Below are 22,036 nucleotides of genomic sequence, written 5' to 3'. Positions count from 1 at the left end.
GTTTTCAAGCTGATCATGACGGCATCCGCATCCGCGAACGATGCGATTCGGGATACGGCCCGATAGCAGGGGGCAGTGTTGGCTTCTGTCGCGTTGATTACGACCGGCAGCGATCGCTGCAAAGCAGAAGTAGGCTGTTAATTTCCACCCAGAAGTGACCCACTAGCCCCCGGTGGGGAAGCGGACAAAAACTTGGACTACCAGGAGATGTAATGGATGCCTCCCTGCCTACGGGCAGCTCAAAGGCCGCAGAAGCATAAAGATGAACAGCGTGACCGTTTTGGGAGTGTGCTTGTTCGCTAGACGAGCTGGGCTCTTGAATGGATACGGTATCAAAGTGCCCGTGGCTTGATAGACCAATGTCTTCACAAACATCAGCGAGGTTTCGTCATGCATCGTTGTACTACCCAAAGCGCGGGGCAAATCATCGGTCAGGTGGCCGGCCTGCAGGTCATTGGACTGGACATCGCCAAAAGCGTGTTCCAACTTCACACCGTGGACATGAGCACAGGCGAGATTGTCAACGTGCAGCTAAAGCGGGCCAAGGTTTTAGGGCACTTCGCCAACCGTGCACCTTGCTTGATCGGCATCGAAGCCTGCGGCGGAGCGCACCACTGGGCCCGTGAGTTGACGGCGCAGGGCCATGCCGTGCGGCTGATTCATGCCAAAGCCGTGCGCCCATTCGTGAACGGCAACAAGACCGACGCTACAGATGCACGCGCCATCTGGCTGGCGATCCAGCAGCCGGGTACCAAATTCGTGGGCGTGAAAACGCTGGCGCAACAAGCCACGCTCACCTTGCATCGTCAGCGCGAGATGTTGATGCGGATGAAGATCATGCAGATCAATGCGTTGCGGGGACTACTCTATGAGTTTGGAGCCACCTTAGCGCGAGGCAAGAAGGCGTTGTTGGGCGAGTTGGAACTCGCACTGGAGGCGCTTGCCAACAGCATTCCACAGTATGTCGTCGATAGCCTGCGCGAGCAGGCCCAGCGCATCAAGCAACTGGCGATAGACATTAAGGCCATCGAGGTGAGGCTTGCTGAGGTCCTGCGCATTGACGTCGACATGAAGCGTGTGGCGGCGATACCCGGGGTAGGCCTGCTCTCGGCTACAGCGGCCATCGCCACTATGGGAGAAGCCAAGGCATTCAAGTCGGGGCGCGAATTCTGTGCCTGGCTGGGTCTGGTACCCAAGCAACGAGGCACAGGTGGCCGGGTAAATCTTCTGGGGATCTCCAAACGGGGCGACACCTACCTGCGGACTTTGCTTATTCACGGTGCGCGTGCGGTACTGAGACATGCGAAAGAGCCCGGCCCATGGCTGGAACAGCTTCAAGCCAGGAGGCCAACGAACGTTGTGATCGTGGCACAGGCGGCCAAGATGGCGCGAACGATCTGGGCCGTTACGGCCCGACAGCAGGACTACCAACGAGGCCACCAGAGCACCAGGCCGCTTGGGGCTTGAACGGATAGCAGATCAACCCGAGAAAGGAGGATGTGAACCTTTGAAGGCGATGAGGCAGCAACAAAGCAGCGTGATGTGAAACAGGTCAGACCGGGACGAGCTAAACCTGGATGAACTACCGGACTTCAAAAGTCCGTCCTAGGAGATGAGGCGCTCGTCAGCGGATTACATCGGGGCCAGCGGACAAGGGGCAACCCAGCGTCCACATCACAGGCCGGATACAAGGCAGCAGCCGACTTCTTCACAAAGCATTGCGGGTTACTACTCATGGCTGGGAGGCATCCATACAAGGTAGTTCATGTACTCATACGCAGACAGGATTCGTGCAGTTGAGATTTACATCAAGCTTGGCTTGCGTGTCAGAGCCACGATTCGCCAGTTGGGATATCCAACCAAGAACGCATTGAAAGGCTGGTATCAGCAGTACCTGAAGCATCAGGATTTGCCTGCAAACCAAACGCCAAGAGCACCGAAATATTCGCTACAGCAAAGACAGGTGGCGGTTGCTCATTACCTCGCCCACGATCGCTGTATTGCCGCCACGATGAGGGTTTTGGGTTACCCGGGTCGAGGAACGTTGACTGCGTGGGTTCGGCAAGACTGCCCTGAGGTCAGTAAATCGATGGTCGGCAGGCCTTGGCCGACTACAAAGCCTGATGCTTTGATGTGTGAGGGCGTGGTGCAACTGTGTGCCCGCCAATCAAGTGCACAGGAGATTGCGGACAAGTTAGGGGTATGCCGGGGAACCTTGTACAACTGGAAAAATCAGTTGCTTGGCCCTTGTGCCCCCACCTCGATGAAACACAGTCCAAAGCGATCGCCAGTGTTAGATGCAGCAGCGCTCAGGCGCCAAGTTGAATCATTGCGCCAGGATGTTCGGCGGCTGAAGATAGAGCGGGAGCTTCTCAAACAGGCCCATGAAATCTTAAAACATGGATCCGACATTGACCTACATAGGCTGGCAAACAAAGATAAGGCTGTGCTGGTTGAAGCGTTGCATGGGCAGTATGAATTGCCAGAACTACTTTCTTTTGTTGGCCTTGCTAAGAAGCTCGTATTTTTTCCATCGTGCCCGGCTGAAGCTGGCTGACAAATACTTGGATGTACGCCGAAGCATCACAGAGATCTTCGACAACAACTACCGCTGCTATGGATACCGCAGGGTTCAGGCATCCCTGCTCAAGGAGTGCACGTGTATATCCGAGAAGGTGGTTCGTCGACTGATGAAGCAGGAAGGGTTGGCCGTGACCAAGCCAAAACGCCGCAGATACAACTCATACCTTGGAGAGATAGGTGTGGCCCCGCCAAACCTCATCAATCGAGACTTCCATGCTGCTGCGCCCAATGAGAAGTGGCTCACCGACATTACTGAATTCCAGATTCCTGCTGGCAAGGTTTACCTGTCACCAGTCATTGATTGCTTTGACGGGCTGGTGGTGAGTTGGTCGATTGGGACTCATCCCAATGCAAATCTCGTCAACACAATGTTGGATGCGGCCATTGATGCTGTTCAAGGCAGCGAGAGCCGCCCTGTGATTCATTCTGATCGTGGAGCTCACTACCGCTGGCCAGGCTGGCTCTCGAGGGTCCATGATGCAAAGTTGGTTCGCTCGATGTCTCGTAAAGGGTGCTCGCCAGACAATGCTGCATGCGAAGGCTTCTTCGGAAGGCTGAAAATGGAGCTGTTCTATCCCGGCAATTGGCAATCAACGACGATTGAGCAGTTCATCGAAGCTGTCGATACGTACATTCGTTGGTACAACGAAAAACGTATCAAGGTATCTCTGGGACGTTTAAGTCCTGTGGAATACCGGCACAAACTTGGCCTAGCCGCATAAAACTAGTCCAAGTTTTTATCCGCACCTCCGGCGGGTCAGTTTTGCGTGGAAATCAACAATTCCTGCGGCTGCAGTTCTTGCGGATAAAGGTTACGACGCCCAAGAGCGGGTCGTAGACCCGCTCTTGAAGCAAGGTAAGCAAGTAGTCATCCCAAGTCGTAGGCACTGCAAAGAAAAGCGCTACTACGACAAGCACTTGTACAAAGCACGCCACCTTATTGAGAACTTCTTTGCACGCTTGAAGCAGTACCGTTGCATAGCAACGCGCTATGACAAAACTGCAGATGCGTTCTTGGGAGGCATCCACCTGGCCGCAGTCGTCATTTGGCTTAATTGATGACAAGCCCTAGCAAACGCCTATCCTCTTGCTCATGGGCAGAGATAGGGTCATGCAGCCAGGCGTAGAACCCTGCACGAGCGACTCGCAACAATCGGCACATCAGGCTGACTGCGTGCTCAGTACGATGCTCGTTGATAAAGCGGTACTTCACTCGGGCTCCCTGGCCAAGTACCGCACGGATTTTTTTAAGATATCCCGCTCTTCTACGATGCGACGCATCTGGCTGCGTAGTCGCAGGATCTCACTCTTGGCTTCAAACAGTTCTTGGGATTGCTGCTCATTGCGGTCTGGTGAGACGGCCTTGACCCATTTGTACAAGCTATGCGTTGAGACCCCTAAGCGGGCTGCCACCTCGGCCACCGAATAACCGCGTTCGGTGACTTGCTTGACCGCTTCTTCCTTGAATTCTGGCGTAAACCTCTGTGCGCTCATGGACTGCCTCCTATGCTCAAAAGATAGGCGGGGTTTGTCTACCTGCCTAGGGGCAGTCCAAAGATAGGCGGGGTTTGTCTACCTGCCTAGGGGCAGTCCAAAGATAGGCGGGGTTTGTCTACCTGCCTAGGGGCAGTCCACCTGACAATCTCACGTTTGTGTTTGGCTTTTTCTACGAGCACCTCTTGAGGCAGTTCCACCCCATTCTTGATGGCCAATATTTCTGCCATGATGCTGACCGCTATCTCTGCAGGTGTCTTGCTGCCGATGTAGATGCCGATGGGGCCACGCAAGTCGACCAATGACTTTTCGGTTTCACCAAAGTGTTCAATCATTCTCTGCCGACGTGCTTGATTGTTGCGCCGAGATCCGATAGCACCGACATAGAACGCTTTGCTATGAAGCGCTTCCAGCAACGCCAGGTCATCCAACTTTGGATCATGGGTGAGTGCCACGATACAGCTTCCTGAGTCTGGCTTGAAAGCCACAACAGCATCATCAGGCATCTCATTGATTGTTCGTGCTTGAGGGACCGACCACGCGCCCATGTATTCCTCACGAGGATCGCAGACAGTAACAGCGAATCCGTTGAACAGTGCCATTGTCGCGAGGTACTCGGACAAAGCTCCCGCACCGATGATGAGCATGCGAAACCCAGGCCCCATAGGATTGGAAAGTGTCTGTCCATCAAACGTCAAAGGCTGAAGCTGCTCATTGCGGTGAAGACGGACGGCTCCACTTTGGCAATCTACGATACGCTGCAACAGCGCTCCACACTCCAAATGGGTAACGAGTTCAGCCAGTTCATCCGTAGCCGGATTGAATTCGAGCAAGAGTTCAAGCGTTCCGCCGCAAGGCAGCCCAAATCGATGTGCTTCGTCGGCCTCAATGCCATAACGCACAAGTTCAGTGGCGTGCTCCGGAAAGCGTCCCGCGCCGATGGCACGGGTGTAAGTAGCAATGAGGTCATCCTCAATGCAACCGCCTGAGACCGATCCAACGCTGCGACCATCGTCACGCAAGGCCATCATCGACCCTACTGGTCGGGGTGACGAACCCCAAGTCCGAACCACCGTAGCAAGCAGTGCCTGCTGGCCCGACAATCGCCAGTCACGCAATGCTTTGAGAACCATGAGATCGATGTTGTCCATTTCCAGCTTCTCCTTATCGTTAAGCTCAAGCACTGCTCCATCTTCAGCGAAGAGAGTCAGGTCTTGCGGCTGCTTGCTGCGTTGGCTGCTGCCAGGGCTGTCATGTTCACCACGCGGCGCACGGTCGACGATGGGGTCAGCACGTCAGCTGCGCCGCCGCCGCCCAGCAGGATCGGGCCGATGGTGGTGCCGTGGCCGCCGGTTTGCTTGAGCACGTTGAACAGAATGTTCGCTGCGTCAAGGTTCGGGCAAATCAGCACGTTGGCGGAGCCGGAGAAGGTGGTTTCCAGTAGCGTGTTGTGGCGCACGGATTCGGACAGTGCCGCGTCGCCGTGCATTTCACCGTCGCATTCGATGTGCGGTGCCATCGTCTGGAACAGGTCGCGGGCCTTGCGCATCTTCAGGGCCGACGGGCGTGTGGACGAGCCGTAGTTGGAGTGCGAGAGGAACGCCACCTTGGGTGGCAGGCCGAAGCGCTGGACTACTTCAGTGGCCATCAGGGCGATGAAGGCCAGCTCTTCTGCGGTCGGGTCTTCATTGATGTAGGTGTCGGCGATGAACAGCGTGCCGGTATCCAGCATCACGGCGTTGACGGTGGCCAGTTGGTTGTAGCCTTCCTTCAAGCCCAGGATGTCGCGCACGTGGCCGACGTGGGCGTCGAACTTGCCGACCAGGCCGCACAGCATGGCGTCAGCGTCACCCAGGTGCACCATCAGCGCAGCGATGATGGTGTTGGAGCGGCGCACGGCAGCCTTGGCGGCTTCGGGTGTGACGCCGTCGCGGCCCATGAGCTTGTGGTAGGTTTCCCAGTACTGGCGGAAGCGGGGGTCATCTTCAGGGTTGCAGATTTCCACATCCTTGCCCAGTTGGAGGCGCAGTCCGGCCTTGGCAATACGGGCTTCGATGACGGCAGGGCGACCGATCAGAATCGGCTTGGCCAGACCGTCGTCGATGGCGACTTGCACGGCGCGCAGTACGCGCTCATCTTCACCTTCGGCGTAGGCCACGCGCTGCTGGTTGGCCTTGGCGGCGGCAAACACGGGGCGCATGAACATGCTGGTCTGGTAGACGAAGCGGGTCAGGCTTTCGCGGTAGGCCGCGATATCTTCGATGGGACGAGTGGCCACACCCGATTCAGCAGCGGCCTGGGCCACTGCGGGGGCAATGCGCAGAATGAGGCGCGTATCGAAGGGAGTGGGGATGAGGTAGTCGGGGCCGAAGGTCAGCTCTTTGCCTTGGTAGGCGGCGGCCACTTCATCGCTGACATCTTGTTTGGCCAGGGCGGCGATTTCGCGCACGCAGGCCAGCTTCATGGCTTCGGTGATCTTCGTCGCGCCGCAATCGAGCGCGCCACGGAAGATATAGGGGAAGCACAGCACGTTGTTCACCTGGTTCGGATAGTCCGAGCGGCCGGTGGCGATGATGCAGTCGGGGCGAACGGCCTTGGCCAGTTCGGGGCGGATTTCCGGCTCGGGGTTGGCCAGCGCCAGAATGATCGGCTTGTCGGCCATGGTGTTGACCATGTCGGCGGTCAGCACGCCAGGGGCGGAGCAGCCGAGGAACACGTCGGCACCGTTGACCACATCGGCCAGCGTGCGCGCGTCGGTCTTCTGGGCGTAGCGTTGCTTGGATTCGTCCAGACCCCCTGGGCGGCCGTCATAGATCACGCCCTTGGAGTCCACCATGTAGATGTTCTCGCGCTTGACGCCGAGGCCGACCATCACGTCGACGCAGGCAATCGCCGCAGCGCCCGCGCCGGAGACGGCGATCTTGACCTTGTCGATTTGCTTGCCCACGAGTTCGAGGCCGTTGAGCAGGGCGGCGCTGGAGATGATGGCCGTGCCGTGCTGGTCGTCGTGGAACACGGGGATCTGCATGCGCTTGGAGAGTTCACGCTCGATGTAGAAGCACTCGGGGGCCTTGATGTCCTCGAGGTTGATGCCGCCGAGCGTGGGTTCGAGCGCGGCGGCGATCTCGATGATCTTGTCGGGGTCACGGGCGTCGAGTTCGATGTCGAACACGTCCACGCCGGCGAACTTCTTGAACAGGCAGCCCTTGCCCTCCATGACCGGCTTGCTGGCCAGCGGGCCGATGTCGCCCAGCCCCAGCACGGCGGTGCCGTTGGTGATCACGCCGACGAGGTTGCCGCGCGAGGTGTATTCCGAAGCTTTGGAAGGATCGGCTTCGATGTCCAGGCAGGGATAGGCCACGCCTGGCGAGTAAGCGAGCGAGAGGTCACGCTGATTGGACAGCGGTTTGGTCGGCGTGACGGAAATCTTGCCGCGCGATGGGTTGCGGTGGTATTCGAGAGCGGCTTCGCGCAGTGCAGCTTCTGCTACGGACAGGTTTTGCGGCATTTTTCAATCTCAACAGGCACAGCAATGCAATCGGCGCAAGTAACTACTGCAGCCAATGCAAGCGAATGAATAAACAACTGAAATCGGATGGCCCTTGATGGAGCGGCCTCCTGAGAACGAAAGTCTCGAGGCCTCCATCCGTAACCTCTTCGCAGATCCCGGATGTTGCTCATCCGGGCTGCGAGAGATGTGTCATGGACGACCTATACGCCCACCTGGTTTACCAAACCCACGAATCGCGAGACCACTGTCCGCAGTGAGCATGGAGCCTGTAATGTGCGCAGACTCCATATCGGATGCGAGCATGGCGTACATTCCGCCGTACACGTCCGCATTGGGAATGGCCTGCAACGGGATGATGGCCTGCGCCCCGTCCAGAATGGAATCCTTAGGCGCTTGCCCCAATGACTTGACGCCCTTGAGAACCGTAGGCGCGATACCCGGAGCCACGCCATTGACACGGATGTCTGGCGCCAGCTCATAGGCCAACTGTTTGACCAATCCCAGCACCGCATGTTTGGAGGCCGTGTACAGAACACCTCCTCCAGCGGGTGAAGAGCTGGCAAAGGAACCGGTAAGCACCACGTTGCCGCGTGAGGCCAAAAGCGCGTCAAGGCTTGCGCGAACACCCAACACGTACCCCTTGACATTGATGGAGAAGAGCTCGTCAAACGCTGTCGACAGCGCATCTCCTTCCATATCCTCAAGGGCCACAGCGTGATCGTAAATACCCGCATTGCCTACGAATACGTCGAGTTGACCGAACGTATCAACGGCTGCGGCAACGGCCTGCTGGTTGTCACTCCAGTTGCTCACATCACCGACCACGGCAACGGAAGATGCGCCGAGTTCTTTCGTGAGCTCAGCCAGTGCTTGCGCTGACACATCCATCAGAACCACCCTGGCGCCTTCCTTGACGAAGCGACGCGCAATCCCTCGACCGATGCCACCGGCAGAGCCTGTGATCAGAGCAACTTTGTTTTCCAAGGTTCCCATATTGACGCTCCGTCAACCGGTCAGGCCAACAAACGGCCTGCGTTGGGCACATGCGTTGGAAGATTCAGCGACTTGAGAATTTTCCAGACGGTGGCAACGGAAGCGGACATGACTGGAATGTCAAAGCTGTCCTGAACCGGCTGAATCGCGGGCAGCGATGGCATCTGCACGCAGGCGCTCAGAATCAACGCGTCCACGTTCTTGGTGTTGACCTTTTTGGCATGCTCCTTAAGGTCCTGCGGATTGAGTCGCCCAACCGCGAGGTTGTCGGAGACCTCCAGGCTGAGCGCGTCCTGCACTTCAATGCCTTCTGCCTCAATGTAGTCACACACCAGTTTGGTCAGCGGTTTCATGTAGGGCGCAACCACCGAGACACGTTTGGCGCCAACGTGATGCAGTGCCTCAACCAGCGCCCCAGCGGAAGAAATGACAGGCGAATCACCGCCTTGATTTTCACGTACGGCCGCTTCCAGTTTGGTCTGGCTACGGCGGTGATAGCCAACGCCCTGCGCCATGATGGCGACCAGACAGGCATACGCCAAGACATCTACACGTGCATCGGCCAAATCAGCAGCGCATTGCACTGAGGCGTCATCCATCGATTTGAGCTCCTCCGGCGTGACGTGCTTCATACGCATGCGCGCAGAGTGAAATGTGAAGCTGTCGCCCAGACCCGGAATGGATCTCAGCATGGCGGGGATCTCCGTTTCCATCGTGGTGTTGGAGCTAGGGACGATCAGTCCGATACGACGTGAAGCATTCATAAAGTCAAATTCCTAGGTATTAGATTAATAACTTTTGGGGTCGTGGATCAGGTTGACGGTCTCGATGTACGGTATTTCCTCTGCTTTGCTGCGCATCCAGCGAATCCGTACGGGACTGTGTTTACCTGTCTTGACGACCTGTTCCAATTCAATGTCAACGCCAGTGGCACAGAGCCGGAGCGCATCCAGCTTCTGTGCGGTGTCGATGTCGTGCATCAACCCCAGAGCGGCGTCAATCAGATGGAACTCGTTCCAACGCCTTGCCATTTCGGGGTTGCGTGCTTCGATCGCATCAAGGAAAAAGCGATCGACTGCGGTGAAATCTTCTGGCACATGTGGGCGCGAGAAATGCACTCGCTGATGCCGGTGAATGCGCTGATACGCGTGTTCAACCGCCTCGCGCAGCATTTCGGGATAACGCGACAGCAGTACCTCGTGAAACGCCAGATGGCTCTCTTGGAAAGCGCGTGTGGAATAGTGGTTGGACTCCATCTCCGCAAGCGCCTTGCGCATGGCAGCAATTTCTGCATTGGAAACCACTGGCACCAGCGCAGCAATCAAAGGCGGCTCAACCAGAAGACGCAGTGCATAGAGTTGCTCCGTGTGTTCAAACTTGATGGGCCCAACCTCCACGCCGCGGTTGTTCGTCGCGACGACCAGTCCGCTGATCTGCAAACGGTTGAATGCCTCACGCAATGGTGTACGGCTGGTCTCCAGTTCCTCGGCCAGATCCGCTTGTGACAAGCGCATGCCAGGAGCGTAGAAGCCACTGACGATCCGGTCCTCCAGAACACGATGAACCATGTCCACCGAATGTCCACGTTGCCTACTCATGCATACCTCCCTTATTTTTCATTCCACACCAAGATTGCGAGCCAGCAGACGTGAAAAGTCCTCTGGCCTCAACCGTGTAATTGCTTCCAGTTGCATCGCATCCAGTAGCAGGCTGCTGCCGTCAGGCATGACCTTGAGCAGCACTCGCTCCCCTTGTCGCATGGCGACCTTTTGAAGAGCGACAGCGGTGAACTCATTGGCGACGACGATTGGCTCACCAACAAACGCCGCGTCCGGGACATCAACGCCTTGCTTCAAAAAATCGGAGGGTTCGAAATAGCTGCTCATAGAAGTGCCTAAGAAAGTTCAATCACACGGGGCGAACGAGTGTAGGAGGACGGTTGCACGCCTTTGAGCACGGGGAGTTTGGTGCGAATCTCGGCGACTCGCGAAAGGTCGAGATCAACCACCTGAACCGCAGCGCTGGCACTGTCCAGATCGGTCAGCACCTTGCCCCACGGATCGACCACCATGGCGTGTCCCCACGTCTGGAAGGCATCCTTGGTCGGGTCTTCTCCACGTACCGTTGCCGATGCCACCACGAAGGCTGCATTCTCGATGGCACGTGCGCGCAGCAGTACTTCCCAATGTGCCTGACCTGTGGTGTAAGTGAACGCGGCGGGCACCAGAAACACCTGAGCGTCCTGAAGCGCGAGCGCACGAAACAGCTCAGGAAATCGCACATCGTAGCAAATGGTCATGCCAATCTTCACGCCGTTGATGTTCAGAATCACTGGCTCTTGCCCGCGCAGCTCAACGCTCGAGGCCTCAAACGACTGACCCGCTACGTTGGCGTCGAACAGATGGATCTTGTGATAGTGCCCTGCCAGTTCGCCGCGCTTGTCCATCACGATGGCGGAGTTGTGAATCCGGCCTTCGCTGTCGCGATTCTTGAACCCGCCTAACGTCACAGGAACGCCCACTTGGCGTGCGGCATTGCGCAGCGCTTCAATGGGCGCACTATCCAGCGACAGTGCTGCTGCACGCATCTCGGCGTTGGAGCCAAGGAACAGTCCGTTCTCAGGCAAGCTGATGAGCTGAGCGCCCTGCTCCGCACATTGGTGAATGGCCTGAAGCGCCTGCTTGAGGTTGGCATCCAGATCACGTCCAGCGTGCCATTGCGTGAGGCCCATGCGAAAGTGCTGTGCGGCCGTGTTTGTGGTTTGCTCCATGAGAGTGTCTTTCATTGTGGGAAGAGCATGCGAGCGACAGTCCAGCCGCCGCCGGAGGCCGTCATTGGCTCGTATGCATAGGTTTGTGCTTTCACGCCGGGGCCAACGGCGCCAAGCATGATGATCCAGTTAAGCAGCTCATACTGACCGTGACTGAGCAGCGCATAGGGTTCGAGATTGGCGAGGCTCAAGCCTTGTCCATATTCGAGCAAGTCAAGGATGTAGCGGTCAAACTCCAAATCAACGAAACCAAACTTGCCGGGATCCAGCCAGTGCGAGAGTCCGCCCGTACCCAGGAAGGCCACGCGTTTGCCCGAGCTTTCAATGACTGCACGCAAGGCTTCACCGAACACTCGCGCATTGAATGGCGAGAACGTGCGCGCAGGTTGCGTGATGATCGGGATCACCGGGATATCGGGGTTGGGCAGCAAGAGCTTCATCGGCACGATGAAACCATGGTCCAAATCCACACGCGGGGCCGATTCCACCTCCATGCCCAGCGAGCGGATGTGTTGCACGATGCGGTTGGCCAGCTCACTGTCACCTTGCAAGCGCAGATCGATGTCGGGACGCTTGTAGAACGCCATCGAACCTTCGTGCGATGCACCGTTACCCACAACAAACGAACCCGTCTCGAAACTCTGAAAATGGCAATCCGCCGTTGCGATGATGACGTCCGGCTTGGCGGCCACGAGGTCCGCGCGCAGGCGCTCATAGGCGGCCTTCAGACGTCCAACCGCTTCCGCCGGATCGATCTCGGGGCGAGCCAACAGATCAGGTACATGCGAGCAACCACCCGCAAACACCAGGTTGCGCGGCACATTGGCCGGAGGCAATTGGGCTGCACGGTTAACCGTGAATGCACCCTTGTTGATGCTGTCGCCCAGATCATCCTTGAACCAGCGGCTCACCAAAATAGTGATGCCGTCACCCACGCCCGCCGAGCGCAGACGATCCCGGTCTCCTGCATAAATGACCTGACTCCACTCAGCATCCAGCCCGTACTTCAGACCGACTGTGTCGGGTGACTTCTTGAATTCATCGAGCGACTCGGGTGAGCGCGCAATCGACAGAATCGCAGACTCCAGAACTTTTCTATCCATGATAAAGAGCCTTCCTGCGATTGACTCAGAACTGCTGCAGTGAGCCATCACGGACCACCACAGTGCTGTCGATGGTGACCGTGCAATTGCGCAGCGGGATGTCCAGATGCGCCGGGGTTTCACGATTCGCGAAGCGGTTGGAGCCGGTCGAGAACATGAAATTGCCTGAGGTCGAACGCAGTTCCTGGCCGAAGAGCTTCTTCGCGTCATAGACCGCCAACGCCGCCCACGATGCATTCGGGTGAACGCCCCAACCCATGTGAGACAAAGCGTAGACCTCTGGGTCCTTCCAACGCTCGAAATAGTCGCGCAGCACGAAAGCGTCCGAGCCTTCACCACGAATGTCAGTGATGTAGCCGTCCTTGATCGTCAACGTCACGGGACTTTGCACATAGGTCTGCCAAGGGATCAACACATCACCAGGCTGCAGCACGATGGTGCCGTTGGCCGTCTTGTCGTTGGGAAAGCAGGCGATGAAACCACTGGGCCAGTTGTCCCAGCGACCTGGCTCATCCACATAGCCCCACTGACGGGTGATCGGCAACGCCTCACCGCTGATGTCCACTGTCAGGTCGGTGCCAGCAGCACTGGTGATGTGCATGGTGCGACCGGCCTTAAGAACCTCTGCACCGCGATCCACGAGACTGCGCAATTCGCTCGAACCCATCAGGCGCTCAAGCACATCGGCGGGCTCGGGTGACACAAACAGCATGCGCTTGCCCTTGCCAACGATACGGGTGCGCACGTCCGAATGAATCAGGCCACCCACGGTCAGGTCGAGCACCAGATCACATTGCTCGGCAGCAGCCAGAAGTGCCGACACTTCACGGCCATCACCAGCATAGGGAGGCAAGTTAGGGTTGGAGAGGCTCGATGCCGTCAGCACCAGCACGCCCGCGCCCTTTTGGCGCACAGCAGAGACCGCAGCCTCCACGAAATCGGCGCGCTTGCCTTGTTCGGAAATCACCGCAACCAGTTGCGTCGCATCGAGATTGCACAACGTCAGTTGCGCAAAAAACAATTCACTGAGAGTCTTGGCCATTCGAGGTTTTCCAATATGTCGAATTAAAGGGTTGAGCGGATCGCACCGCCATCGATTTGCAGCGCTACGCCCGTCATGAAGCCCGCTTTGGGGGAGACAGCAAACGCCACGGCATCCGCGATTTCCTCGGCTTGCGCCCAACGGCCCATGGGAATGAGCTCCACGACTTTGGCCAGTTCGGCATCGCGAGAGCTGTTGTTCTTCTCTGTCTTGCTGTTCAAGATGGTCTCCATGCGCGAGGTGCCTGTAGCACCGGGCATCACCTGATTGACCCGCACACCGTGAGGTGCGAGCTCAAGCGCCATTTGCTTGCAAAGCGCCGACAGGGATGAGCGCATCATGGCCGACAGCACGCCGCCATGCATGGTCTGCTTCACCCAGGTAGAGGTGATGAAAACGATGGTGCCACCACCCTGCACCACCATCTGCTTGGCCGCGTCGTGCGCGAGCTTGACGGCGGGCCGAACCAGCAGCTTGTAGGCGGCTTCCCAGTCATCGTCTTGCACATCGAGCACAGGAACAATGCGCGGGCCCGGTGTGTTGACCACCAAAATATCAAGCCGCCCCTGATCAGCAACCACGTGCGGCACCAGCGAAGCAAAATCCGCCGGATCGCTCAGATCCGCTGCATAGGGCAGCATGGCACCCTTGCTTCCTTGGTAGGCCTGCGCCATTGCGTGCGGGTTGCGCGAGCTGACGGCCACGGTTGCGCCTTCACGCGCCAACGTATGAGCGATCGCCGAGCCAATGCCTTGGCTGGCAGCAGTCACCAGCGCAATTTTTCCGTCGAGTCCGAGTTCCATAACTTTCCCCGGTGCAAACGCACCTCATCCTTGAATTGGTTTCATGCGGACGGGTTGTCGGCCGCTTCTTCTTCAATCCGAATCGCCCAAGCGCTGCATTTGCGTGAAGCATCGCGAGCCTGAGCCTCGAATTCCTTCGGCACGGAGCCTTTGTGCAAAAGCATCGCGTAGCCGAATTCGTCAATTTCGAACACATCCGGCGCCAAATCGGCGCACGTGCCGAAACCGGTGCACTTGGTCATGTCCAGATAGACTTTCATCCTCGCTCCTGTTCTTGTTGATTCACTGTTTGGACTTGCTGGCGCTCTTGGACAAGCACTGGCGCAAGTCAGCATCAAACTCGTGCACCACCGTGCGCGCTAGTGCTGCGGCGCCATCCAGAAACGCGCAGGCTCCGCGACCGGGCAAGGTGTTGCCCCAGCGAATCAGGTTTTCCCGGTCCTGGTGCTCGCCCGCGCCAAGATTGATGCGCACGAGTGCGCCGGCAATGGCTTGAGTGCCGCGAATGCAGGTCCCGCATTGCTGAGCCGATTCCCGCGTGTACCACATGCCGATGTCGCCAGCCACTTCCATAACGTTGGCGTCCTGACCGAGCACTGTGATCGCAGCGCAACCCAAGCCACTGCCCACTTGCCGCAAACCGGCATAGCAGCAATTACGCTTTGAATGCTCCGCAGCCAACATGCCGCCGAACCAACCGCCCACGATGAAGGCTTTGGGTTGGGCGCTATAGCCGCCACCCACGGCCTCGAAGACGGTATCCAGAGTCAGCCCCAGCGGGACTTCGTAAACACCAGGCCGATGGCAAGCGCCCGTCAAAGTCACGAGAATCGTTCCCGGAGATTGCTCCGTTCCCTCGGCTCTAAAGGCCTGCGCACCGTTGCGCGAAATCCATGCCGCATGTGCCAGCGTTTCAACATTGCTCACCAAAGTGGGCGCATCATCTACGCCGCGCTCAAATGGCCGTGGCGGTTTGGCCGTGGGTTTGGCCTGACCGCCATTGATGGCGCGGCACACAGCGCTTTCCTCACCCGCCACGTAGCTTCGGGGCACCACATGGACTTCAACAGGAATGGCAGGCTTGTGAACTGATGCTTCCAACTCCGCAATGGCTGCGCGCATGGATTGCACCGTGGCAGCGTGTGAGAGATACACGATGGTGCGAGTGGCACCAACAGCCTGTGCGGCGAGCAGCAACCCATCGAGCACCAAATGCGGCCGATGATTGAGCAACCATTGGTCCTTGCCGGACGCTGGCTCGCCCTCCTCGCCATTTGCGATCACCACTTTGTGCTCTTTTTTGCTCTGCGCCAACGTAGCCCATTTGACGCCAGCAGCAAACCCCGCACCTCCGCGCCCCTGCAATCCAGATGCCTGCAGTTCCGCAATGATGTTTTCCACGGGGACTTTGCGCTGATACGTGCCGCACTCCAGTTCAGCAGCCAGATCCATGCGCGACGCCAATGCCTGCGGGACCATCAGACGAGGTTGCAGGCCAGGATATGCGCCTGCGTGAACAGCGGTTTCTGCAACTATCAACATATTGAGGTTTCCATAAACAGAGTGATCCAGCCCACGCTATGCAACGCGTGCTTCACGGACCATGCCGATGGCCTGCGCCAGACTACAGACATCGCCATACTTGGCTTGGATATCGAACAAACTTGCTTCATGCGGACCTTGCGCACGGTCGCCCACGCATTCACGCGGCACGAACACCGGCCAACCCAACATGCACGCATCCACAGCAGTAGCGCGCACGCAGCCGGAGGTAACAGCGCCCGTCACAATGACGCCATCCACGCCCAAGGCCACCAACATGCTCGCCAACGGTGTCCCCGTAAACGAAGAAGCCGCCTGTTTTGCAATGACCGGTTCCTGCGTGGTACGTCCAAGGCGCTCGTCCACCTCAATCCACGGCGTGCCTTCCAGCAGCCCCTGCATGGCCTTCATCTTGCGCAGCCACACCAGTGACTGCACCTGCATTTCGTTGAAAGCGATGGTCGTGTAGATGACCGGAACACCTACCTCACGTGCCACGTCCAGCAACTGCCGCGTGGCACCCAGAACTTCAGTGAGATCCGAGCCCGCCGGAAACGAAGGGTCCGTGAACCCTTTGATGAGATCGACAACGACAATCGCAGGCTTTTTGGCCGGCTCCAGAGCACCGCCAATGCCACGATCCGCATAAAAAGCCTTCGTGTCCGCGGCCCAAGAATGACTCATGCTTTGCGCTCCATCCATGACTCGTTCCTCACTTTGTCTCAGCGTCAGGCGTGGACTTGGGCCACTCACCCGGCTCGCAGCGCATCAGCTTGGAATAGAAGCGCCACAGATTGCGCTGCACGCCCTCCTCATAACGCGTCTGGAAAACTTCGCCGGGACCAGGCCAACCTTCCTCAACTTTAGTCGCGATGCCAACGCCTGGCATACCCATCTGGTAGTTGAGCTTGAAGTCCAGCAAGTCGGCAGCAGGCGAGCGCCCCATGCGACTCACCGTGATCCATGGTTCCGTATCGTCCATCTCGAACGAACCACCCATCGAGAACGTGCCGAGTCCGGCCTTGTACACCCGGTTCTTGAGTTCTGGAGACATGTTCTTGTAGCCCGCAAACCAGTTCCAGACTTCCACTTTGCCCGGACCCTTGGGTTGCCAGACACGCAAGGTGATGATGCCGGTGGGCGGATGCGCAGGGTCCTCCGTCATGGGCAGCACGAGCATGGAGAAATTAGGGAACACGTTACCCACGAACACGCGCGACATACGCGCTGCCTCAAGCTGCTCTTTCGAGATCTTTTCGGGCTTGAAACTCTCCACCAACTCTGGCGCAAAGCCAAAGTAGCGCGGGCCTGGCTCGAGCTCGCTCATCGCCATCGAGAACGAAAGCGAATGCCCCGGAGCCGCCTGGATGTGATAGCCCTGCATGTTGTTCTCAAACGAGACCGGAAACGCACCCACATCCCAAACGGACTTGTGCAGTGTCCCCAAGTGGTAATCGTCACCAGAGAAGTTGTCGGCACCGGATTTCCAGTCCGCGTCGATAACGAAACGTTGTGGCTCACCCAGAATTTCGATACCGTGCTCGTTCAAACCGAAGATCAAGTCCAGATACCAGGCCATACCGCCAAGATATTCCTTGAGCGACGGCGCAGAAGGATCGAGCGTGGCGAAGATCAAACCCAGATAGGTATCGATCTGCGCGGGCTTGACCAGTCCATTTCCTTCCTTGGGCATACCTTGCAGCGCGTTCTTCCAGAGCGGCGCGCCGATCAAGTTGCCTTTGGTGTCGTACACCCAGCCGTGATACGGGCAACGGAAGTGCGAGGTGTTGCCATGATCGGCGCGGCACAGTTGCACTCCACGATGGCGACAGGCATCGAACAGCACATTCACGTTGCCGTCTTCGTCACGCACCACGATGAAATCGTCCTCGCCAATCTTGCGCAGAACATAGTCGCCCTGCGCGGGAATTTCAGACTCATGTCCCAGATACACCCAAGCGCGGCCAAACACTTTGCGCAGCTCAATGTCATAGAGCTCAGGGTTCCCGTAGATCGATGCAGGCACCTCACCTTGATCAACGCCTTTTTCCAGATCGCTCAGCAGTCGGCTTGCGCTTTTGTGCCAGTGCACGGTCTGTGTTTTGGTTGCAGTCATCTATGCACTCCGTCAGAAAATGATCGCGAGGTTGTGGGAAGCAATGGCCGTGAGATCGAGGTACACAACGCGCTTCTCAAGGCGCCATTGACCTTCGATCAAACGCAGCACATCGTGTCGCTCGGCAGACATGATCTGCGGCGCCGTCTGCTCCTGCCGCGTGCGATACAGCATGAGATTGCTGCGCACGTTGAGGCCTCCGTCATCGCGCAAGCCCACGCGGATGTTGCTCACAAAATGGCGAGCACGCGATGGCGGATCCTCAGCCCACGCGAACGGGCTTTCATTGCGGCGAATCCGCGCCATCAACGAACCATGGGTTTCATCCATGTGGAAGGTTGTCGTAGAAAAACCGAAGCCACGCGCCCGCTCCACCGTGCTTCTCAACGGCACTTGATAAATCACATCCTTGCTCACCATGCATTCGATCCAGTCACGCTCACGGCGGTCATCGAGCAGTTCAGCCTCAAGATGGATCCAATGGATGATGTCTCGCTCCAACTCGGGGCTAGGCGGTGCGCCGACGGCGCTTGGCTGTTGAGATTTCATGATTCAGAATGTTGAGTTCAGTACCAATATTTCGCAGTTTTTTTGCATTCTATTTTGCATGCAAATTTGCATCCATGAGTAAATTGTAGAGATTTCAATGGAGTCGAGGAATACGTTGGACCTAGTGATTTCCCTAGGATTTATTGAAAACTATCTCAGGTCTACATGAGATGGCCACTAACGTGTCCGCGGCCCAAGAATGACTCATGCTTTGCGCTCCATCCATGACTCGTTCCTCACTTTGTCTCAGCGTCAGGCGTGGACTTGGGCCACTCACCCGGCTCGCAGCGCATCAGCTTGGAATAGAAGCGCCACAGATTGCGCTGCACGCCCTCCTCATAACGCGTCTGGAAAACTTCGCCGGGACCAGGCCAACCTTCCTCAACTTTAGTCGCGATGCCAACGCCTGGCATACCCATCTGGTAGTTGAGCTTGAAGTCCAGCAAGTCGGCAGCAGGCGAGCGCCCCATGCGACTCACCGTGATCCATGGTTCCGTATCGTCCATCTCGAACGAACCACCCATCGAGAACGTGCCGAGTCCGGCCTTGTACACCCGGTTCTTGAGTTCTGGAGACATGTTCTTGTAGCCCGCAAACCAGTTCCAGACTTCCACTTTGCCCGGACCCTTGGGTTGCCAGACACGCAAGGTGATGATGCCGGTGGGCGGATGCGCAGGGTCCTCCGTCATGGGCAGCACGAGCATGGAGAAATTAGGGAACACGTTACCCACGAACACGCGCGACATACGCGCTGCCTCAAGCTGCTCTTTCGAGATCTTTTCGGGCTTGAAACTCTCCACCAACTCTGGCGCAAAGCCAAAGTAGCGCGGGCCTGGCTCGAGCTCGCTCATCGCCATCGAGAACGAAAGCGAATGCCCCGGAGCCGCCTGGATGTGATAGCCCTGCATGTTGTTCTCAAACGAGACCGGAAACGCACCCACATCCCAAACGGACTTGTGCAGTGTCCCCAAGTGGTAATCGTCACCAGAGAAGTTGTCGGCACCGGATTTCCAGTCCGCGTCGATAACGAAACGTTGTGGCTCACCCAGAATTTCGATACCGTGCTCGTTCAAACCGAAGATCAAGTCCAGATACCAGGCCATACCGCCAAGATATTCCTTGAGCGACGGCGCAGAAGGATCGAGCGTGGCGAAGATCAAACCCAGATAGGTATCGATCTGCGCGGGCTTGACCAGTCCATTTCCTTCCTTGGGCATACCTTGCAGCGCGTTCTTCCAGAGCGGCGCGCCGATCAAGTTGCCTTTGGTGTCGTACACCCAGCCGTGATACGGGCAACGGAAGTGCGAGGTGTTGCCATGATCGGCGCGGCACAGTTGCACTCCACGATGGCGACAGGCATCGAACAGCACATTCACGTTGCCGTCTTCGTCACGCACCACGATGAAATCGTCCTCGCCAATCTTGCGCAGAACATAGTCGCCCTGCGCGGGAATTTCAGACTCATGTCCCAGATACACCCAAGCGCGGCCAAACACTTTGCGCAGCTCAATGTCATAGAGCTCAGGGTTCCCGTAGATCGATGCAGGCACCTCACCTTGATCAACGCCTTTTTCCAGATCGCTCAGCAGTCGGCTTGCGCTTTTGTGCCAGTGCACGGTCTGTGTTTTGGTTGCAGTCATCTATGCACTCCGTCAGAAAATGATCGCGAGGTTGTGGGAAGCAATGGCCGTGAGATCGAGGTACACAACGCGCTTCTCAAGGCGCCATTGACCTTCGATCAAACGCAGCACATCGTGTCGCTCGGCAGACATGATCTGCGGCGCCGTCTGCTCCTGCCGCGTGCGATACAGCATGAGATTGCTGCGCACGTTGAGGCCTCCGTCATCGCGCAAGCCCACGCGGATGTTGCTCACAAAATGGCGAGCACGCGATGGCGGATCCTCAGCCCACGCGAACGGGCTTTCATTGCGGCGAATCCGCGCCATCAACGAACCATGGGTTTCATCCATGTGGAAGGTTGTCGTAGAAAAACCGAAGCCACGCGCCCGCTCCACCGTGCTTCTCAACGGCACTTGATAAATCACATCCTTGCTCACCATGCATTCGATCCAGTCACGCTCACGGCGGTCATCGAGCAGTTCAGCCTCAAGATGGATCCAATGGATGATGTCTCGCTCCAACTCGGGGCTAGGCGGTGCGCCGACGGCGCTTGGCTGTTGAGATTTCATGATTCAGAATGTTGAGTTCAGTACCAATATTTCGCAGTTTTTTTGCATTCTATTTTGCATGCAAATTTGCATCCATGAGTAAATTGTAGAGATTTCAATGGAGTCGAGGAATACGTTGGACCTAGTGATTTCCCTAGGATTTATTGAAAACTATCTCAGGTCTACATGAGATGGCCACTAACCTGCTCGGGCGTCCAATGCGCGCATTAACTCGAGAATTTCGACAAGCCACAGCGTCAGTCAGACGGCCACGCCCTTCCCTATCCAAAGGGTTGTGGTCGCCAGGGCCCGCCTGCTCTGTCGTGTCCATGGAAGACATCGGCACTGCAAGCGGTCCATGTGGCTCACCCTCGCGGCGAACGCTCAGAACGAATAGACGCCTCGAAGCCAGAACGAGCGTCCGTCAGAACGATTGCGGACTTGTGTTTCGGTCTCGTACTTTGCCGTGAAGAACCAACCCTTGCCGCTGTCATAGCGGATCGCTGGACCAATCGCCAGCGTGCGCCCCTTGGAGCCAGGCAGGCTCGCACCGTGCTGCTTATCGTTAGTCAGTTGCTGATACCAATATCCACCAACACCCACGGTCCAGCCGTTGCCCATGCCCCAGCCAAGCGCGTAGTCCATGACCCATTCAACACCGGACTTGTAATCAGTATCACTGTTGCGACCATTGAAGATGACCATGTGCTGCATGTCCGCATTCAAGCCGCTCTTCTGGATATAGCTCAGCCCAGCCACTGGAGCAATCGCCCAGTGGTTCTTGCCAATGTTCGCCAGATTTTCCTTGCGGTAGCTACCTGTCGGCATGAAGAGGTCGAAGGCCAAAAGCGAATGGACGTTCTCGTTGTGATGCCAGCCAAGACCCGCACCCACCGTGATATCGCCGACGCCTGTCTTGCTTTGCGAAAGGCCCGGCGCCACAGCAACGTCGAGATTGACGATAGGAACAATCGCATGCACCACAGGAGATGCGCCCAACACAGTCTCCTTGGGCACCCAAATGAAGCGCGGCACTACTGCGTTAGCTCGCACCTTGAAACCATCAGGCGTTACGGTCTTACCTGCATTGTCGACCGCCTTATTGGCTTGGTAGTTCTGGTAATAGAGCATTCCGTAGGTGCCCGGTGGAGGCAAGGCACAACAGGTGTAAGCCTCTGAGCCAACCGGGTACATGGATGTACCGCCTTCTGTCGCGCCGGCTGATGCCGCCATAGCGGCCAACACGAGAGCCACGCCTTTATTAATGAGCTGATCCACTTTCATACTGCCTCCTTGAAGAAGAAACTCCTTTGCCCACTGCTGTTGGAAAACCCACAAAAACGATGCCTACCTAGCCAGGCG

Annotated in this window: 21 protein-coding genes and 1 pseudogene; 3 read left to right on the top strand and 19 right to left on the bottom strand. The window is 57.3% G+C overall.

The features are described from left to right. Positions 1-390: 390 nt before the first annotated feature. The 3 genes from FSY59_RS01860 to FSY59_RS01850 all read left to right on the top strand — a co-directional run bounded on the left by FSY59_RS01860 (position 391) and on the right by FSY59_RS01850 (position 3,642). Positions 391-1,467 (top strand): IS110 family transposase, encoded by a 1,077-nt coding sequence (locus FSY59_RS01860; protein WP_012837655.1) that lies wholly within the window; start codon positions 391-393, stop codon positions 1,465-1,467. A gap of 298 nt (positions 1,468-1,765) precedes the next feature. Further along, positions 1,766-3,305, top strand: a protein-coding gene (locus FSY59_RS01855) for an IS3 family transposase (protein WP_238592509.1) whose coding sequence is annotated in 2 segments (ribosomal slippage) — positions 1,766-2,497 and positions 2,499-3,305 — 1,539 coding nt in all. Because the reading frame shifts where the segments join, the coding sequence is not laid out codon by codon here. Positions 3,306-3,363: 58 nt separating this feature from the next. Continuing rightward, on the top strand, positions 3,364-3,642 hold the full coding sequence (locus FSY59_RS01850; RefSeq protein WP_081007781.1) for a transposase: 279 nt from the start codon (positions 3,364-3,366) through the stop codon (positions 3,640-3,642). Between the two features lies 1 nt (position 3,643). On the opposite strand, the pseudogene FSY59_RS01845 reads toward FSY59_RS01850, so the two are convergent. From FSY59_RS01845 to FSY59_RS01755, 19 genes and pseudogenes are all read right to left on the bottom strand, one after another. Next, positions 3,644-4,077: pseudogene (locus FSY59_RS01845) on the bottom strand (transposase); the annotation flags it as partial. An 86-nt stretch (positions 4,078-4,163) separates the two neighbouring features. After that, a complete protein-coding gene (locus FSY59_RS01840) occupies positions 4,164-5,228 on the bottom strand; it encodes an XdhC family protein (protein WP_148728348.1) in 1,065 nt (354 codons plus the stop codon). Between the two features lie 56 nt (positions 5,229-5,284). Continuing rightward, complete coding sequence (locus FSY59_RS01835; protein WP_054075396.1) at positions 5,285-7,585, bottom strand: NADP-dependent malic enzyme; 2,301 nt, start codon at positions 7,583-7,585, stop codon at positions 5,285-5,287. A gap of 192 nt (positions 7,586-7,777) precedes the next feature. Further along, complete coding sequence (locus FSY59_RS01830) at positions 7,778-8,581, bottom strand: SDR family NAD(P)-dependent oxidoreductase (RefSeq protein WP_054075395.1); 804 nt, start codon at positions 8,579-8,581, stop codon at positions 7,778-7,780. Positions 8,582-8,601: 20 nt separating this feature from the next. Then, positions 8,602-9,345, bottom strand: coding sequence for an aspartate/glutamate racemase family protein (locus tag FSY59_RS01825; RefSeq protein WP_054075394.1), 744 nt, complete (start codon positions 9,343-9,345; stop codon positions 8,602-8,604). A gap of 24 nt (positions 9,346-9,369) precedes the next feature. Beyond that, a complete protein-coding gene (locus tag FSY59_RS01820) occupies positions 9,370-10,179 on the bottom strand; it encodes a GntR family transcriptional regulator (protein ID WP_081007780.1) in 810 nt (269 codons plus the stop codon). An 18-nt stretch (positions 10,180-10,197) separates the two neighbouring features. Continuing rightward, positions 10,198-10,467 (bottom strand): hypothetical protein, encoded by a 270-nt coding sequence (locus tag FSY59_RS01815; RefSeq protein ID WP_054075392.1) that lies wholly within the window; start codon positions 10,465-10,467, stop codon positions 10,198-10,200. 8 nt (positions 10,468-10,475) lie between these two features. Further along, positions 10,476-11,351: a carbon-nitrogen hydrolase family protein gene (locus FSY59_RS01810; RefSeq protein WP_054075391.1), complete on the bottom strand. Its 876-nt coding sequence runs from the start codon at positions 11,349-11,351 to the stop codon at positions 10,476-10,478. Positions 11,352-11,362: 11 nt separating this feature from the next. Further along, complete coding sequence (locus tag FSY59_RS01805; protein WP_148728347.1) at positions 11,363-12,454, bottom strand: protocatechuate 3,4-dioxygenase; 1,092 nt, start codon at positions 12,452-12,454, stop codon at positions 11,363-11,365. Between the two features lie 25 nt (positions 12,455-12,479). Continuing rightward, positions 12,480-13,496: a hypothetical protein gene (locus FSY59_RS01800; RefSeq protein ID WP_054075389.1), complete on the bottom strand. Its 1,017-nt coding sequence runs from the start codon at positions 13,494-13,496 to the stop codon at positions 12,480-12,482. Between the two features lie 23 nt (positions 13,497-13,519). Beyond that, positions 13,520-14,299 carry an SDR family oxidoreductase gene (locus FSY59_RS01795; protein ID WP_148728346.1) on the bottom strand — a complete coding sequence of 260 codons (780 nt, stop codon included), beginning with the start codon at positions 14,297-14,299 and terminating at the stop codon, positions 13,520-13,522. 41 nt (positions 14,300-14,340) lie between these two features. After that, entirely contained in the window at positions 14,341-14,559 is a 219-nt protein-coding gene (locus FSY59_RS01790) for a ferredoxin (protein ID WP_148728345.1), read from the bottom strand. Positions 14,560-14,581: 22 nt separating this feature from the next. Next, a complete protein-coding gene (locus FSY59_RS01785; protein WP_187427608.1) occupies positions 14,582-15,751 on the bottom strand; it encodes an NADH-ubiquinone oxidoreductase-F iron-sulfur binding region domain-containing protein in 1,170 nt (389 codons plus the stop codon). Between the two features lie 126 nt (positions 15,752-15,877). Further along, positions 15,878-16,525, bottom strand: coding sequence for an isochorismatase family protein (locus FSY59_RS01780; protein WP_054075462.1), 648 nt, complete (start codon positions 16,523-16,525; stop codon positions 15,878-15,880). 28 nt (positions 16,526-16,553) lie between these two features. Continuing rightward, positions 16,554-17,957 carry a Rieske 2Fe-2S domain-containing protein gene (locus FSY59_RS01775; protein ID WP_054075385.1) on the bottom strand — a complete coding sequence of 468 codons (1,404 nt, stop codon included), beginning with the start codon at positions 17,955-17,957 and terminating at the stop codon, positions 16,554-16,556. Between the two features lie 12 nt (positions 17,958-17,969). Further along, positions 17,970-18,506, bottom strand: a complete 537-nt coding sequence (locus FSY59_RS01770; RefSeq protein ID WP_054075384.1) for an aromatic-ring-hydroxylating dioxygenase subunit beta — start codon at positions 18,504-18,506, stop codon at positions 17,970-17,972. 236 nt (positions 18,507-18,742) lie between these two features. Continuing rightward, complete coding sequence (locus tag FSY59_RS01765) at positions 18,743-20,146, bottom strand: Rieske 2Fe-2S domain-containing protein (RefSeq protein WP_054075385.1); 1,404 nt, start codon at positions 20,144-20,146, stop codon at positions 18,743-18,745. Between the two features lie 12 nt (positions 20,147-20,158). Next, entirely contained in the window at positions 20,159-20,695 is a 537-nt protein-coding gene (locus FSY59_RS01760; protein ID WP_054075384.1) for an aromatic-ring-hydroxylating dioxygenase subunit beta, read from the bottom strand. A gap of 363 nt (positions 20,696-21,058) precedes the next feature. Continuing rightward, positions 21,059-21,958 carry a transporter gene (locus FSY59_RS01755; RefSeq protein ID WP_148728344.1) on the bottom strand — a complete coding sequence of 300 codons (900 nt, stop codon included), beginning with the start codon at positions 21,956-21,958 and terminating at the stop codon, positions 21,059-21,061. Positions 21,959-22,036 lie beyond the last annotated feature (78 nt).

Source organism: Comamonas sp. Z3 (genome assembly GCF_008121565.1).
Classification (GTDB): domain Bacteria; phylum Pseudomonadota; class Gammaproteobacteria; order Burkholderiales; family Burkholderiaceae_C; genus Comamonas; species Comamonas brasiliensis.
The sequence above is the reverse complement of the archived record's forward strand: the minus strand, read 5'-3'. Positions and strand labels throughout refer to the sequence as shown.

Bases quoted from the DNA above. Each gene is read 5' to 3' on its own strand.
- FSY59_RS01860 (WP_012837655.1), top strand. From the start codon at position 391: ATGCATCGTTGTACTACCCAAAGCGCGGGGCAAATCATCGGTCAGGTG.
- FSY59_RS01840 (WP_148728348.1), bottom strand. From the start codon at position 5,228: ATGGACAACATCGATCTCATGGTTCTCAAAGCATTGCGTGACTGGCGA.
- FSY59_RS01835 (WP_054075396.1), bottom strand. From the start codon at position 7,585: ATGCCGCAAAACCTGTCCGTAGCAGAAGCTGCACTGCGCGAAGCCGCT.
- FSY59_RS01830 (WP_054075395.1), bottom strand. From the start codon at position 8,581: ATGGGAACCTTGGAAAACAAAGTTGCTCTGATCACAGGCTCTGCCGGT.
- FSY59_RS01825 (WP_054075394.1), bottom strand. From the start codon at position 9,345: ATGAATGCTTCACGTCGTATCGGACTGATCGTCCCTAGCTCCAACACC.
- FSY59_RS01820 (WP_081007780.1), bottom strand. From the start codon at position 10,179: ATGAGTAGGCAACGTGGACATTCGGTGGACATGGTTCATCGTGTTCTG.
- FSY59_RS01815 (WP_054075392.1), bottom strand. From the start codon at position 10,467: ATGAGCAGCTATTTCGAACCCTCCGATTTTTTGAAGCAAGGCGTTGAT.
- FSY59_RS01810 (WP_054075391.1), bottom strand. From the start codon at position 11,351: ATGGAGCAAACCACAAACACGGCCGCACAGCACTTTCGCATGGGCCTC.
- FSY59_RS01805 (WP_148728347.1), bottom strand. From the start codon at position 12,454: ATGGATAGAAAAGTTCTGGAGTCTGCGATTCTGTCGATTGCGCGCTCA.
- FSY59_RS01800 (WP_054075389.1), bottom strand. From the start codon at position 13,496: ATGGCCAAGACTCTCAGTGAATTGTTTTTTGCGCAACTGACGTTGTGC.
- FSY59_RS01795 (WP_148728346.1), bottom strand. From the start codon at position 14,299: ATGGAACTCGGACTCGACGGAAAAATTGCGCTGGTGACTGCTGCCAGC.
- FSY59_RS01790 (WP_148728345.1), bottom strand. From the start codon at position 14,559: ATGAAAGTCTATCTGGACATGACCAAGTGCACCGGTTTCGGCACGTGC.
- FSY59_RS01785 (WP_187427608.1), bottom strand. From the start codon at position 15,751: ATGGATCTGGCTGCTGAACTGGAGTGCGGCACGTATCAGCGCAAAGTC.
- FSY59_RS01780 (WP_054075462.1), bottom strand. From the start codon at position 16,525: ATGAGTCATTCTTGGGCCGCGGACACGAAGGCTTTTTATGCGGATCGT.
- FSY59_RS01775 (WP_054075385.1), bottom strand. From the start codon at position 17,957: ATGACTGCAACCAAAACACAGACCGTGCACTGGCACAAAAGCGCAAGC.
- FSY59_RS01770 (WP_054075384.1), bottom strand. From the start codon at position 18,506: ATGAAATCTCAACAGCCAAGCGCCGTCGGCGCACCGCCTAGCCCCGAG.
- FSY59_RS01765 (WP_054075385.1), bottom strand. From the start codon at position 20,146: ATGACTGCAACCAAAACACAGACCGTGCACTGGCACAAAAGCGCAAGC.
- FSY59_RS01760 (WP_054075384.1), bottom strand. From the start codon at position 20,695: ATGAAATCTCAACAGCCAAGCGCCGTCGGCGCACCGCCTAGCCCCGAG.
- FSY59_RS01755 (WP_148728344.1), bottom strand. From the start codon at position 21,958: ATGAAAGTGGATCAGCTCATTAATAAAGGCGTGGCTCTCGTGTTGGCC.